The organism is Bacillus sp. ISL-39 (assembly GCF_018613295.1).
Lineage (GTDB): Bacteria > Bacillota > Bacilli > Bacillales > Cytobacillaceae > Mesobacillus.
Genome location: NZ_JAGGQM010000017.1, coordinates 41,080 through 55,059, shown reverse-complemented (window position 1 = coordinate 55,059; position 13,980 = coordinate 41,080). Strand labels below are relative to the sequence as shown.

The following is a 13,980-nucleotide window of genomic DNA, read 5'->3' as shown; positions in this document are numbered from 1 at the left end:
TAATGTTTTGGACTAGAAAAGTTTTTTGTGTGGCAGTAATACTCTTACCAGTGAGGGCCATCTCCTGATATAATAAGTGGTATTAATTCTATTGTTGCCAGTTGAACGCTCATATATAAATGACAAAAATTGTGTTAGAGGAGAGGGAACAGTCGTGGAAAGCAAAATTGAAGTAGTCTCAACCGTGAAAGTCCAGAATAGTCCTGATTTATATAAAATAGTAGATGCCCTTAACAGGACATTGAAGCGTGATGATCTTATGTTCGGTCTTGCACTGGATCAGGATGATAAAGAAATAGCAGTTTTCACCATTTACCGAACATGATATTAAGAGTAATTGGCATGACCTGCTGTTTTGTTAAGCAGAAAAGAGCATACATAAAGAAGGGATACATGTGAAGAAATGGATATTTTTCAGCATTCTCATTATTGCTACAATAACGGGGATTCTGATCAATGTATACTTAAACGCTGTTGAGCCAGTCAAGGCAGCAGAAAAAGAGGCTGTACAAATTGCGTTAAAGGAAACAAACCTTACCGATTTCACAAACTTCAGTTTGTACAGCGGAGAAGAAACGTATTATGTGATGACCGGAAAAAATGCCAAAGAAGAAGCTGTTTATGTATGGATCAATGAAAAAAACAGCGAAGTTATCACAAGAAATGCTAAAAATGGTATCACGAAAAAAGAGGCTTTAAATAAACTATATCAGGAAAAAAATCCGAATGAAATCATTGAAGTAAGGCTCGGTATGGCCAGAATACAAAAGACGGACAGGCCCGCATGGGAAATCTTTTACCGAAACAACAGCGACACAATCAATTATTATTATGTCGATTTTGATACGGGGGAAAAACTCAGGGCTATTGATAATTTGTAAGTCCTGTGGAAAATTTTGGAGTTTACAGGACGTCATACATGTAAAAAAACATAGGAGGTAAAGGGATGGAGATCCAGTTAGCCAGCAGAGTGGGAGCGCTCACTCCTTCATCAACTTTGGCAATTACCGCAAAAGCAAAAGAATTGAAAGCGCAAGGGAAAGACGTGATTGGACTCGGAGCAGGAGAACCAGACTTCAACACGCCGCAGCATATTATCGATGCTGCTGTAAAGTCAATGAATGAGGGCTTCACAAAGTATACACCATCTGGCGGACTTCCAGATTTGAAAAAGGAAATCGCAGCTAAGTTAAAAAAAGATCAAGGACTTGACTATCAGCAGAATGAAATCATTGTGACTAGTGGAGCTAAGCATGGTTTGTACACACTTTTTCAGGTATTGCTCAATGAGGGAGATGAAGTCATCATTCCGATTCCTTACTGGGTCAGTTACCCAGAGCAGGTCAAGCTTGCAGGCGGGAATCCGGTTTACGTCGAGGGACTGGAGCAGAACAATTTCAAGATTACTCCGGATCAATTGAAGGAGAAGGTCACAGAAAAGACAAAGGCAGTGATCATCAATTCTCCTAGCAACCCTACCGGGATGGTTTATTCTCAAGAGGAATTGCAGGCCCTTGGAGAAGTCTGCCTGGAAAAGGGCATCCTGATCATTTCGGATGAAATCTATGAAAAATTAATTTATGGAGATGCTGAACATTTCTCGATTGCCCAGCTTTCAGCAGATCTGAAAAAGCAGACCGTCATCATTAATGGTGTTTCCAAATCCCATTCAATGACAGGATGGAGAATTGGCTACGCAGCAGGTGACAGCGGAATCATCAAGGCAATGACCGACCTGGCAAGCCACAGCACGTCAAATCCGACTACTCCGGCACAGTATGCAACCATAGCTGCATATGCAGGAGAACAGGATGCCGTGGAAACAATGCGTTCAGCGTTTGAAAATAGGCTGGAAATCATCCATGGAAAACTGAACGACATTCCAGGGATCAACTGCATTAAGCCACAGGGAGCGTTTTACCTGTTCCCGAATGCAAAAGAAGCAGCACTGATGTCAGGCTGCAAGGATGTAGATGAGTTTGCAGAAGTGTTGCTTACAGAAGCCAATGTTGCGGTTGTTCCTGGCTCTGGATTTGGAGCTCCAGACTATATGCGACTATCATATGCAACCTCCCTTGACCAGCTGGAGGAAGCTGTCAGCAGGATCCATAAGTTCATTGAAAGCCGGGTTTAAATCAGGCAGCGTGGATCAGCGGGTTAGAACATGAACGTGAATCGAATTCTATTCCCTAGGTTGCTGAACCGTCCTAATCAATAATAATATCTGTTTCAGAGGTGTATTTAAAAAACAAAAGGCCCGTATATTGAAAGGCCTTTTGTTTTGTTTTTTAGAAGGAATTTGTTACTTTCCATAGGATTCATATTCCAGCTCCAGACGTGGCGCTTTTTGGCGGACAGCGCTTGTCGGGGCTGAACGAGGCGCTTGCGCTTTTTTTCTTTTCGCTATTTTTCGACTAATTTCCCTTTTTAATCTTTTTCTATTTTATTACCAGCCGGGCTTGTTCATGCTATACTATGAAAAGAGGTGTCCGGAATGAAAAAAGCAGATTTGTTAGATTGGCTGAAAGAGGGGAATGTTACAATTCCAGCTGTATTGCTTACGCAGTACAAAGAAATGAGATTGAACGAACAAGAATTGGCACTACTACTTCATGTATTCTATTTTTCTGAAAAAGGAAATGAATTTCCTACGCCTACGGAACTTGCAGCCCGCATGACGATATCGGCTTTCGAATGTACCGATTTGCTCCGAGCACTGATTCAAAGAGGGTTTATATCGATAAGCGACGGGAACTCCACGGACGGAATCAGATATGAAAAATATTCACTGGAACCGCTATGGGAAAAGCTGTTCGATCAGTTTATGCTCAAGCGGAAACAGGAAAAAGAGGTTCTGGACCAAAAGCAAGAGACGGATTTATATACAACGTTTGAAAGGGAATTCGGCCGGCCGTTATCACCATTTGAATGTGAGTCACTGGCAATGTGGATGGACGATGATCACCATGATCCAATCATCATTAAAGCTGCGTTAAGAGAAGCTGTCATCTCTGGCAAATTGAATTTTCGGTACATAGACCGGATTCTTTTTGAATGGAAGAAGAATGGAATCAAGACAATTGAACAAGCAAAAAGTTATGGAAGGAAATTCAGGCAGCATCAGAGTACGCAAAAGACAGGGAAGGAAGAACCTAAAGTTTCTGCGAATCCTGTTCCGTTTTATAACTGGCTTGAACAATAATTGTAACGAGAGAATTCATCCATTCTCTCTTTTTTTAATTGGCTCTTTTCTCAAACTTTGTTGCTAATGACTGCAAAATAGGATTGAATGGCCTATGTTTAAAATAAAGCTAATTATGAGGAAAGAGCTTGCACACTTATTTGAACTACAAGATGGCTTTTAATCACGTTAAAATCGGCTTTAGGATTTTAACAACATCTTTGCGAGAATAGCCTTTTAATTTGAATGGCCCGATTCAGCAGTGTGAACTTAAGGGACATTTAAATTTCGGAAGGTCAAATATAGAAAAGTGGTGATAGACATGCTAAATAAACAACAGATTAGGTTTTCTCTAGATGAAATGGGGAGGATGTTCCCTCATGCGCACTGTGAGCTTGTTCACTCGAATCCCTTTGAGCTGGTGATTGCTGTCGCCCTATCTGCGCAGTGCACTGATGCACTTGTGAACAAGGTGACAAAAAACTTATTCCAAAAATACAAAACTCCTGAGGATTTTTTGAGTGTTTCATTGGAAGAACTTCAGCAGGACATCCGCTCAATTGGATTATATCGAAATAAGTCGAAGAATATCCAGAAGCTTTGCAGGATGATTATAGATGAGTATGGCGGAGAAGTACCGCGGGACAGGGATGAATTGACAAAGCTTCCTGGTGTTGGGCGTAAAACTGCAAACGTTGTTGTTTCAGTAGCATTTGGAGTACCAGCCATTGCAGTTGATACACATGTAGAGCGGGTGAGCAAGCGTCTGGCTTTTTGCCGCTGGAAGGATTCAGTTCTTGAGGTTGAAAAGACTCTGATGAAAAAGGTTCCTGAGGAAGAATGGTCAATCACGCATCACAGGATGATCTTTTTTGGACGGTACCATTGTAAAGCGCAAAACCCCAAGTGTGAAACATGTCCTTTGCTGGAGATATGCAGAGAGGGCAAGAAAAGGATGAGAGCAAAAGCGTAATGGATAGAATAGATACTTTCTCGCAGGATCGCGACATGGCAGTGGAAAGACTTCTCAGTGAGTGGAATCAGTGTAAGGACAAGTTAGCCGCTCACTTCAGGAACAGGGAAAGCGATTTGGCAGAGCCTTTGATGAAGAGGGCGATCCTGCTATTTGAACAGTTCCTTATTCTTTCAAACAGCCTGAATCAGGATATGCATTCGATTAAGGATTGTAAAATCAAACCGGTGAATGCAGAAGAAAGACTTGATTTCATTGTATCTAGACCAAAACTCTTTCATTCTTATAAACAGCTTGCTGAATTGTTCGTAGAACAGGAAAAGCAGTTTGCTAAACAAGCAATATTAAACAAATCAAAAAACAAACGTCCTGACTGATTCAGGACGTTTGTTTTTTTGAGTAAGGTTTATGTTCCAGGGGGATTATTCCCATCCCCACCGTCGTCATTATTTTCATCGCCGTTTCCAGCACTATCACCATCGCCAGTATCATCACCATCACCAGTGCCATCAGCGTTTCCATTTCCATTTCCATTTCCATTTCCATTGCCGTTTCCATTTCCATTTCCTTCATCATTCTCTTCTTCTTCATTCTCGCCATCTTCCTGTTCTGGCAGGAGTGGTTTTGGAACTTCGACTTTCAGAGTGGCTGGATCAGATCGCTGTTCTCCACGTATCGCTGTGACTTTGAATGAATAGATTCCGCCCGGAACCGCATTGGCGATTTTCAAGCCTGTCTCAGCTGTCGTGGTCAATTTTTGTTCAGGACCTTCATCAAGGGATGCGGTAACCTCGAATTGAATATCTCCTTTATTCTCCTGTTCAAATTCCCAGCTTAGGATGATTTCATTTTTCGCTTCATCGTATTTTGCTTCAAGCTTTGAAGGAGTTTCAAGCTTTTCGAATTTCTTTGAAGTTTCCTTTGGCACATTGCCCTTAACAGCCCACTCATAAAGGATTTCATCCTTCGGAGTATATTCACTCGCTAGCTTTGCAGGCATCGTGCCTTTTTCGATCTTAACTCTTTCTACACTTTTTGGCACGGTAAAGTCCGGAGTATCTGCATCTTTAGATACATATGACATTAGATCCTTGAAAAGCATTTGTGAGATTTTCTGTTCTGTACCGTAAAGTGCAGTTTTTCTGTCTTTGTAGCCGGTCCATACGGAAGCAGTATACCTTGTTGTATAGCCTACAAACCAGGAATCAGGGACACCGCCTTTTTTAATTCCCCAATCATTGATTTCATCTTGCGTGTAGTTTGTTGTACCTGTTTTTCCCGCAACATGAAGGTTGGAGATATTTGCATAAGTTGCACCGGTACCTTGCTTGATTGCAGTTTTAAGCATATCCGAAATCATAAAAGCAGTATAATCTTTCATGACGACTTCAGTCTCTGGAGTCAAATCGATTTCAGTCTTGTCACGCAGGACTACCTTTTTAACCGAGTATGGCTCTGTAAAGAAACCGTTGTTTCCAAAAGCCGCATACGCGCCTGCCATTTCGATCGGTGCAATATCATGGGCTCCGATTGAAGCAGATTCATATATAGGGTCTTTTAAAGTCAACCCAAGATTGACTCCAAACTCTCTGGCTTTTTGAGCACCTACAGCCTGGAATGCCTGCAGGGCAGGGATGTTAATTGATTTTGCCAGGGCATTTCTCATTGTCATGATGCCATTATACTTGTCATTCCAGTTGCCGATTGGCTGGCCATTTGAATAGGTCATAGGCTTATCTTCAAGCATATGATAGGTACCCCATTGCAAATGCTCTATTGCAGGGCCGTAGTCCAGGATTGGCTTAATCGTTGACCCGGGCTGTCTTTTAACATCAATTGCGTAATTCAAGCCTCGCTTGACTTGTTGGTTTCGGCCGCCGCCAATTGCGCGTATTTCCCCTGTTTTTGTATCAAGCAGTGTGATACCAGCCTGCATTTCCTCATTAGGGAATTGTACAGCAGCATCTGTATTCAGGATATTTTCCACATGTTTCTGTGCATTTTGATCAAGGGTTGTATAAATTTCAAGTCCATCGGAAAAGATATCAAAATCGGTTTTTTCCGTAACCTCTTCGATCACCATGTCAACAAAGGCATCGAATGGTTCTTCATTCTTATTCTTCCTGTTTTCTTCCTTAACGAGGCTGGATTCAACTGGAATCTTTTGTGCGTTTTCTTTCTCTTCCTTTGAAATGAAGCCATGCTGATGCATCAGCAATAATACAGTGTTCCTTCGCTGCTCCGCTTTTTCAGGATTCGTAAAAGGATTGTAATTATTAGGGCTCTGAGGCATACCTGCAAGCAGGGCTGCTTCATGAAGCTCAAGCTCACTTAAATCATCTTTGCCAAAGTATGTCTTTGATGCAGTCAGGACACCGTGCATATTTTCTGACATATAAATTTTATTTACATACATTTCAAAGATTTGTTCTTTCGTATATTTCTGTTCCAACTGGTATGCAAGCCATGCTTCCTGCGCCTTCCTTGAAATCGTTTTTTCAAAGCCGAGGAAGTAGTTTTTGACAACCTGCTGAGTGATGGTAGAAGCACCTTCGGAACCAAAGCCCTCAGTTATATTTGCTATAACAGCTCCTCCAAGGCGGATGACGTCTATACCATTATGTTTATAGAATCTGACATCCTCTGTTGCTAAAAAGGCATTTTCAACTAGTTTTGGTATATCTTCATAAGCAACATAATCCCTGTTCTGGGAGCCTACTTCTGTTACGAGCTTCTTGTCTTTATCATAAATCTTAGAAGATATCGGATCTTTTAGCAGGGATTCATCAAGTTTCGGCGTATCCTGTATCATGAATGCAAAGGTGGCGATTCCAGTCAGCATGCCAATGATGCCAAGGGCGATCAGCGTCAGGAAAATTTTCTTGAACAATCCTTTATTCGCTTTCTTGCCTTGGGGTTTTTTATTCTTGGCCGCCTGCTGTCTTCGTCGCTCCTCTCTAGTTTGAGGTTTTTGTGCCATATATAGTTCATTCCTTTCTCGCAATAAAAAACTAACTAAGTTTATAAAGATAATCGATAATCTTTATATAGTCAATCCTTGGATGAAGGCCAAGGGGGATCTGATGGCCCACTTTCATGACCTCTTCCTTTGTGATTGACTTCCTGCCGCCAGCTATCATTCGTTCCCAAAAATTAAGTAAATGGCTGGCTTCGAGCAGATAGATCTCTTCTTCGGTGGAGAAGCGGAGAATCACAAAACATATGCCTTCTTGATCAAGTACGGCTTTCATATGGACTATCTGGTGTCCGTGAAAGTTTTTCAAAGGAAAAGATGTTGAAAACTTTGTCTCTTTCGCTTCAAAATCAATGTATTTCCCCTTGTAAACCCCATTATAGTCTGTAGTAGAAGCTTGTTTAAAGTATGCCTCTTTTATAACTGCTGCACTCCTGCGCGGATAATCCACATTAACGATTTGAACGGGTGTCGGTTTTTTATGGATTACCGCTATGCCACGATCAAGATAGTAGGAGTTCGTTTCATTCAGGTCCTCCTCCAATGTCATCCCTCTGTTGCTATAGGCTGAGTTTTTTTGCACCCGGGCTTTCTTTGCCGGCTCATTACTTGTGTTTGGAGTATATTTCTTTCCATTTGGATAATTGAATATCAAGCTTACCACCTCGCAGACTACTCTATATCATACCAAATATCAACGGACTTTGGTTGAATAAAAAGCCTCATTTCAATTCACCCTATAAAGAACCTATTGAAAAGGAAGAGAAAAGGTGTGTCAATAACCCAAAATCCTCAATTTGACCAACCGACTGACGATGAAGCAGAAGTTCTACAAAAAATCAGACAGGAAACACATGACAAGAATTTAGATAATATCTCAAGAACAAGAGCATATCTGGATTTCTATCTGGAATATCCAGAAATGATCTGGTCATTCCTGGCCAGCATGGTTTCAAGAAATGGCGGATATAATATGTGCGACCTGGAGGGAGACTGGTTCCCCAAGTTTCTGGATCCTCCAATCCGCCAGCGTTTGTTCCTAACATATGAAAGGGCGAATTGGCTGATCTATCGCGATGCCTATTCTCAGCTCCTTTTATACTCCTATTCGACGAAAAAAAGCTCACCAATGTTTCACTTGCTGAAATTCCTGGATGTTTCGTCTTTTATGGAAAGGGAATGGCAGATATTTTGGGAGCATGGAGATAAGAAGAGGCTATTGACTGCTTTGATCATAAATGAACAAAACGTGATTCATAATCCTGTTATAAGGCATCCACTATATAAAAAGCGAGTATTCAATACCTTGATGTTTTCCTTCGAAGATTATCTTCATTTCAGCACAGTCCTTTTTCCGACGTGCGAGGGAGAACTTTACGGGGCAAGTGTGAATGGATTCAAATCTGTCAGCAAAAGAATTAACCTTGGAAAGCGGCTTGCATCAATATTGTTTGACAACCGTTACTATCCTTTATTTTTGGAATTTGCTGTGAATACGGAACATACTGCTTCAAGGCATGATTATGAACAGTACTTTCCTTGTGTTAAAAAAAGAGACACTCCATTCCTTCGCTGTACATACCCAATTATTCAGCATCATTTCCACGAGCAAGGTGATTGGTATAAAGAGAGGGGATATCACCAAAAATGGTTCAGCCAGGAAATCAATCACAGGCATCCTGTCCACTTGACCGGATGGTACAAAAAAAAACAAAAACAATTACATGCTTTGATTTCGCTGAAGGAGTTATTCACACCGGAATGAACAAAACAAAAAAGCAAGGGAGCTCCTTGCTTTTTGTTTCTTAATCCAGCTCCAGCGCCCAGCCGGTTTTCATTCCCAAGTCGGCATCCTTGAGTCTCTTGTCGGGGCTGAACGAGTCGCTTACGCTTTTTGGTTCATTCTGCTGGACGGTTAGGTCCTTCTAATTTTTTGTCGCCATATCCTGTTTTCTTCTCAGCGGTTTTACCAGGCTGCTGTGCAGTTTTCTGTTGTTTTTTATTCATTTGAACACCTCCCGAGATTAGTTTGTTCATTTGCTGGTTTTTCATTCGGCAATTGCATGTCGAAGGCTGGATAGATTGTTGCTGAAAAGCACTTTGTTTGGCGAATTCCTTCTAGTTTTGTCAACGTGGAAGGAGGTTTCAGCCAAAAATAGAATTTACAAGTAAAGTTCCTTTATTTCCGTATCAGATTCTTTGACATGCAGTGAGATCGGTTCTGCCAGCCCAAAAAGTTACTATAGTAAGGAGAGATGTCCGATGAGACCAGGAATTGAAAAAGATGAGATTTTAGGGATGTTGACTGACATGGCCCATAGCCTTGAAGTGACAGATATTAACCTGCATGATTCATTGACGGAAATCCGAAAGACAATGTATGGGACCCATTCCATGCATTTAGCAGAAACCAGCATTCTTTTAGAAAAAATGGAAGCTAAACTGCCCCAGCCGATGACCCCAGCCTTGCATGCCAAGCCTGAACATACATCTTTAAAACTTGAATTGAGTTTTTAATTTATAATAGAATAGATTCAACTAAGTAGCTTTTTAAAAGAAGGCTACTTTTTTGTATTACTGAATCAACGAGACACAATAGCGAAACTAAAATAGATTTTAAGAAAGTGTGATGAACATGGAATTGGAAAATAGTATTCTTACATTGTCCCGGAAATTGCTGGTAAATGTGGATACAGCCCATAAAAAATTTCAATATTCTAAGGAAAAGGGAATCAGGGGCGACTTTTATTCGGAAGTAAAGCCATTTGCTGATGAGGTAAAAATAGCAGCGGATGCCTGGAGAGAATCTGCCGCTAAATGGGTAAGGGATAACAGACCAAAGAACCTCCACGCTAATCAAATCGAAACAGCGGCTGATTATTTGGAAGTCATCTCTGTTCAGGCTTTTTTTCCTGAAACAAGCAAGAAGAGGTTCCTCGATCAATTACAGTCGGTCGAATTCATTTTAAACAGCATGATTATTGCCATTGAAGAAGATTCCGGTCAGCCAGGCAGCTGAAAATAAAGAAGCACCAGTTCTGAACTGGTGCTTCGATCTGTTTAGATGGATATTTCTTTCTGTTCCTCAGGAATGACGGCTCCTTGCAACTCCAGCTCACGAACCAGGTTCCGGTATTCTAAAATGGTAATTTCATTTTGAATGTACGATTTTTTAGTGAAATCAAGCAATTCATTTACATGTTCAGGAGTATATGCTTTTGTCTCGGCAAAAAGATTTTTCAGTTCGTGAACGTTCATATTCATCCTCCTCCATCATTTGAAATAATCGTATCACGAAAATCCAATTGTCATTTATTTTTCAAAAATTGAAACTTCCGACAACATATTTCATCATTAGACAAAACCGGAAGCACCTTCCAGCATTATCACCAACTGGGCGGCCATAACATATAATATCGTAATGAAAACCTGGAGGAGGATGTTCGCCATGTTTGGCCGCAGAAATAAGACGAATGCCAGTCATCCACAATGGTGGGAAAACCAATATAATTTAGATCCGAACTTTGTAAACGTGAATAATCAAGGTTTGAACCGGCAGCAGCCATACCCTCAACAATATAACGCTCTACATTGGAATGCGTCGCCAGGAAACTGGCCTAACCAATATATACAGCAGGAAAACCCGGTGAACCCATATATGCAGCAGGGATATCCAATGAACCCGTATATGCAGGGAAATGGCTCTTGGAATCAGCCTATTCAAATGGCCGGGAACAAGAATGACTATTCCAAAATGCTTTTCCAGAATCCCCTTGAGCCTGAGGGTGACCCGATTTACGGTTACTATAATCCACAAAACGATTATCAGAATTTCAATCCCTATCCGCAATATGCATTCATGCCTAAGCAGCCATCCGGCCTGCAATCGATTATGAACTCCTTTAAGAGCCAGGATGGGAACTTGGATGTCAACAAAATGGTGGATACGGCTGGACAGATGATGAATGCAGTGACACAGGTTTCTTCACTGGTCAAAGGACTTGGCGGGATGTTCAAGGTTTAAGTAAGATGGAGATTTCCTTAATACCTGAACTACTATGAGGGGAATCGAAAGCTATAGGAACAAAAAAACAAGCAGGCCATTTAATTAGCCTGCTTGTTTGTTGACCGTATCCTTATGCGAGGGTTTCATCTGCTATAAGGGTACGATAAAGAGGGAATCGTATCCTTATGCGAGGTTTTCATCTGCTATAAGGGTACGATAAAGAGGGAATCGTATCCTTATACGAGGTTTTCATCTGCTATAAGGGTACGATAAAGAGGGAATCGTTACCTTATGCAAGGTTTATATCTGTTATAAGGGTACGATAAAGAGGGAATCGTATCCTTATGCGAGGGTTTCTTCTGCTATATGGGTACGATAAAGAGGGAATCGTATCCTTATGCGAGGTTTTCGTTTGCTATAAGGGTACGATAAAGAGGGAATCGTATCCTTATGCGAGGTTTCCGTCTGCTAAAAGGGTACGATAAAGAAGGAATCGTACCCTTATGCGAGGTAATCGTCTGCTATATAAGGGTTCAATAAGGATTTTTATCATTTCATTCATCCTGCTCAGACAAAATATCAATCTTCTTGCCTTGCTTTTTAGAAACCTTGACTTCAAGCAGCCCGTCACGATAGGCAGCTCGGGTCTTTCTTTCATTGACAGGAACAGAAAAGGGAATCGTCCTGCTCAATCGCCGGGTCGAAGCCATGTGCTTCTCCGTTTTGGTGATATCATTGATCTCTGAAGTGACGTCAGTCTGATTGATCAATATGGTAAGCGAGTTATTAATAATATTGATAGATATTTGGTCTCTCTTAACCCCTGGCAATTCTGCTTTTACTATATACTCCTTTTCTGTTTCATGCAGTACCACATTGAAGGGTGAATGTGGAAAGGGCTGTCTGAAAAAATCATCAATGCTTTGCAGTATGCCTTTAACCGGCTTCTCTTGTATCAGTTGATTCATAGATTTTAACCATTGTTCCAGAGCCTCATGTTTTTTTGGGCGGTCAGGATGGTTGGTTGCCATTGGGAACATCCTCCTCTGCAGGAATTCTTATAATAGGATATGTTAACAGGAATGTCCCTGTTCAATATTGGTATTTTTTTTACCTTGGAAGGCTTCATCACTTCGCCCTTAATTTTTGAACACTTTGTGAAAAATGCATTTAGTGTGATTTAGGTCACTTAACAGGATTTTCATCCTCTGTATGCTGAAAAAGTAAATAACGCAGAAGAGGGGAATGCACATATGTTTTGTTACCAATGTGAACAAACGCCAACAGGGGGATGTAAAGTTGTTGGTGTATGCGGAAAAGATGAGACTATCGCTAGTCTTCAGGATACAATGATTTTTGCTTTGAAGGGGATTGCAGCATATAGAACACATGCGAACCAGCTTGGCTTCACAGATCCCTTTGTGGACGCTACAACCCATGAAGCATTATATATGACATTAACCAACTCAAACTTTAATGTTCAAGAACATATCGATATGGCAATGAAGGTTGGCCAGTCAGCTGTACGTGTGATGGAAATGCTTGATGAGGCACACACCAGCCGTCTTGGAATTCCGCAGCCTGTCAAGGTCAGCCAGAATAAGATTGAAGGAAAAGCAATCGTTGTAACAGGTCACAACCTTTTCGCGCTTGAAGAATTATTGAAGCAAACAGAAGGAAAAGGAATCAACATCTATACTCACTCCGAGATGCTTCCTGCCCATGGCTATCCAGCATTGAAGAAGTATCCGCATCTAAAAGGGAACATCGGGAAAGCCTGGTTCGACCAGCGCCGCCTGTTTGAAAAATTCCCAGGAGCGATTCTGGCCACGACAAATTGTGTAATGCCAATTAAAGGTTCATATGCAGACCGTATGTTTACATATGAAGTTGCGGGCCTTGAGAATGTGAGCAAAATTGAAAATGATGATTTCTCCATGCTGATCGAAAGAGCATTGGAGCTTCCGGAAGCCAATATGGAATCCGAAGAAACATTAGTGACAGGCTTCCACCATGAAACAGTGATCGGACTGGCGCCTGAGGTCATTGATGCAGTAAAAGCCGGTAAAATCAAGCGCTTCTTCGTTATTGCAGGCTGTGACGCACCAGGTAAAGGCGGAGAATACTACCGTGAGCTTGCGACATCACTCCCTCCAGAAGCTGTGATCCTGACAACTTCTTGCGGAAAATTCCGTTTCAATGATGTAGATTATGGAGTGGTTCCTGGAACAAACATTCCAAGATACTTGGACCTTGGCCAGTGCAATAACTCTGTATCCACTGTAAAAATTGCGAAGGCACTTGCTGATGCGTTTGAATGTGACGTTAATGAGCTGCCTGTCAGTATCGTCCTTTCATGGTTCGAGCAAAAGGCTGTAGCGATCCTGCTTGGATTGTTCAGTCTTGGAATTCAGGATATCCGCATTGGACCTAAGCCGCCTGAATTCATTTCTGGTGGAGTGATGGAAGTACTTCAGGATACATTCAACCTGAAGTTGATCACAACCGCACAGGAAGATATGGAAACGATGATGGGATTAAGCAAAACTGAATAAAAAGAATAGGCTCTTTTCTCAACTTTGTTGCTATTGACTACAAAATAGGATTGAAGGGCCTATTTTTATTCGAAAAGTTTCCTCGTTTGTGAGAAAAGAGCATGCAAACTAAATACCGACCTGCAAAATGGCTTACATTACGTTAAAATCGGCTTTAGGATTTTAACAACAATCTTTACGAAAACAGCCAAAGAATAAGAACGCCCGAAGCATATGCTTCGGGCGTTTAATTAAGTTTGCTATCAAATGGTTCACTACTTGTTAAACCGATTTTCTTATTAGCTATGGTGC

15 protein-coding genes are annotated in these 13,980 nt (G+C 41.3%); 11 read left to right on the top strand and 4 right to left on the bottom strand.

Annotated features, from left to right (window positions below):
• Window positions 1-154 precede the first annotated feature (154 nt).
• The 6 genes from J7E37_RS13945 (at window position 155) to J7E37_RS13920 (ending at window position 4,531) form a co-directional block, all read left to right on the top strand.
• Window positions 155-325 (top strand): YpmA family protein, encoded by a 171-nt coding sequence (locus tag J7E37_RS13945; protein ID WP_214780998.1) that lies wholly within the window; start codon window positions 155-157, stop codon window positions 323-325.
• Between the two features lie 70 nt (window positions 326-395).
• Window positions 396-881, top strand: coding sequence for a cell wall elongation regulator TseB-like domain-containing protein (locus J7E37_RS13940; RefSeq protein WP_214781001.1), 486 nt, complete (start codon window positions 396-398; stop codon window positions 879-881).
• 71 nt (window positions 882-952) lie between these two features.
• A complete protein-coding gene (locus J7E37_RS13935; RefSeq protein WP_215024577.1) occupies window positions 953-2,134 on the top strand; it encodes a pyridoxal phosphate-dependent aminotransferase in 1,182 nt (393 codons plus the stop codon).
• A 360-nt stretch (window positions 2,135-2,494) separates the two neighbouring features.
• Entirely contained in the window at window positions 2,495-3,202 is a 708-nt protein-coding gene (locus J7E37_RS13930) for a DnaD domain-containing protein (protein ID WP_214781004.1), read from the top strand.
• A 301-nt stretch (window positions 3,203-3,503) separates the two neighbouring features.
• Window positions 3,504-4,154 (top strand): endonuclease III, encoded by a 651-nt coding sequence (gene nth, locus J7E37_RS13925; protein ID WP_215024544.1) that lies wholly within the window; start codon window positions 3,504-3,506, stop codon window positions 4,152-4,154.
• Complete coding sequence (locus J7E37_RS13920; RefSeq protein ID WP_215024542.1) at window positions 4,154-4,531, top strand: YpoC family protein; 378 nt, start codon at window positions 4,154-4,156, stop codon at window positions 4,529-4,531. Before nth ends, J7E37_RS13920 begins: the two co-directional genes overlap by 1 nt.
• Before the next feature lie 29 nt (window positions 4,532-4,560).
• Here J7E37_RS13920 and J7E37_RS13915 read toward each other — a convergent pair whose 3' ends face one another.
• Together J7E37_RS13915 and recU are read right to left on the bottom strand one after the other, a co-directional pair.
• On the bottom strand, window positions 4,561-7,134 hold the full coding sequence (locus J7E37_RS13915) for a penicillin-binding protein 1A (RefSeq protein ID WP_215024540.1): 2,574 nt from the start codon (window positions 7,132-7,134) through the stop codon (window positions 4,561-4,563).
• Between the two features lie 31 nt (window positions 7,135-7,165).
• Window positions 7,166-7,780: a Holliday junction resolvase RecU gene (recU, locus tag J7E37_RS13910; protein WP_483297213.1), complete on the bottom strand. Its 615-nt coding sequence runs from the start codon at window positions 7,778-7,780 to the stop codon at window positions 7,166-7,168.
• Between the two features lie 126 nt (window positions 7,781-7,906).
• Between recU and J7E37_RS13905 the strand changes: the two genes are divergently transcribed.
• The 3 genes from J7E37_RS13905 to J7E37_RS13895 all read left to right on the top strand — a co-directional run bounded on the left by J7E37_RS13905 (window position 7,907) and on the right by J7E37_RS13895 (window position 10,147).
• Window positions 7,907-8,893, top strand: a complete 987-nt coding sequence (locus J7E37_RS13905; protein WP_215024575.1) for a DUF2515 domain-containing protein — start codon at window positions 7,907-7,909, stop codon at window positions 8,891-8,893.
• A gap of 497 nt (window positions 8,894-9,390) precedes the next feature.
• Window positions 9,391-9,645 carry a hypothetical protein gene (locus J7E37_RS13900; RefSeq protein ID WP_214781021.1) on the top strand — a complete coding sequence of 85 codons (255 nt, stop codon included), beginning with the start codon at window positions 9,391-9,393 and terminating at the stop codon, window positions 9,643-9,645.
• A 118-nt stretch (window positions 9,646-9,763) separates the two neighbouring features.
• The gene (locus J7E37_RS13895) at window positions 9,764-10,147 is read left to right on the top strand and encodes a YppE family protein (protein ID WP_214781024.1); all 384 of its coding nucleotides are present in this window, start codon (window positions 9,764-9,766) and stop codon (window positions 10,145-10,147) included.
• A gap of 41 nt (window positions 10,148-10,188) precedes the next feature.
• On the opposite strand, the gene J7E37_RS13890 is transcribed toward J7E37_RS13895, so the two are convergent.
• Complete coding sequence (locus tag J7E37_RS13890) at window positions 10,189-10,386, bottom strand: YppF family protein (protein ID WP_214781027.1); 198 nt, start codon at window positions 10,384-10,386, stop codon at window positions 10,189-10,191.
• A 190-nt stretch (window positions 10,387-10,576) separates the two neighbouring features.
• Here J7E37_RS13890 and J7E37_RS13885 point away from each other — a divergent pair, with 190 nt between their 5' ends.
• Entirely contained in the window at window positions 10,577-11,152 is a 576-nt protein-coding gene (locus J7E37_RS13885) for a YppG family protein (protein ID WP_214781030.1), read from the top strand.
• 536 nt (window positions 11,153-11,688) lie between these two features.
• On the opposite strand, the gene J7E37_RS13880 is transcribed toward J7E37_RS13885, so the two are convergent.
• The gene (locus J7E37_RS13880; protein WP_214781034.1) at window positions 11,689-12,165 is read right to left on the bottom strand and encodes an Hsp20/alpha crystallin family protein; all 477 of its coding nucleotides are present in this window, start codon (window positions 12,163-12,165) and stop codon (window positions 11,689-11,691) included.
• A gap of 222 nt (window positions 12,166-12,387) precedes the next feature.
• On the opposite strand from J7E37_RS13880, the gene hcp reads away from it, so the two are divergent.
• Window positions 12,388-13,689 carry a hydroxylamine reductase gene (gene hcp, locus J7E37_RS13875; protein WP_214781038.1) on the top strand — a complete coding sequence of 434 codons (1,302 nt, stop codon included), beginning with the start codon at window positions 12,388-12,390 and terminating at the stop codon, window positions 13,687-13,689.
• The last annotated feature ends 291 nt before the right edge of the window (window positions 13,690-13,980 follow it).

Coding starts and splice junctions, on each gene's coding strand:
- J7E37_RS13880 (WP_214781034.1), bottom strand. CDS start 12,165: ATGGCAACCAACCATCCTGACCGCCCAAAAAAACATGAGGCTCTGGAA.
- J7E37_RS13890 (WP_214781027.1), bottom strand. CDS start 10,386: ATGAACGTTCACGAACTGAAAAATCTTTTTGCCGAGACAAAAGCATAT.
- J7E37_RS13915 (WP_215024540.1), bottom strand. CDS start 7,134: ATGGCACAAAAACCTCAAACTAGAGAGGAGCGACGAAGACAGCAGGCG.
- nth (WP_215024544.1), top strand. CDS start 3,504: ATGCTAAATAAACAACAGATTAGGTTTTCTCTAGATGAAATGGGGAGG.
- J7E37_RS13895 (WP_214781024.1), top strand. CDS start 9,764: ATGGAATTGGAAAATAGTATTCTTACATTGTCCCGGAAATTGCTGGTA.
- J7E37_RS13930 (WP_214781004.1), top strand. CDS start 2,495: ATGAAAAAAGCAGATTTGTTAGATTGGCTGAAAGAGGGGAATGTTACA.
- J7E37_RS13885 (WP_214781030.1), top strand. CDS start 10,577: ATGTTTGGCCGCAGAAATAAGACGAATGCCAGTCATCCACAATGGTGG.
- J7E37_RS13920 (WP_215024542.1), top strand. CDS start 4,154: ATGGATAGAATAGATACTTTCTCGCAGGATCGCGACATGGCAGTGGAA.
- J7E37_RS13900 (WP_214781021.1), top strand. CDS start 9,391: ATGAGACCAGGAATTGAAAAAGATGAGATTTTAGGGATGTTGACTGAC.
- hcp (WP_214781038.1), top strand. CDS start 12,388: ATGTTTTGTTACCAATGTGAACAAACGCCAACAGGGGGATGTAAAGTT.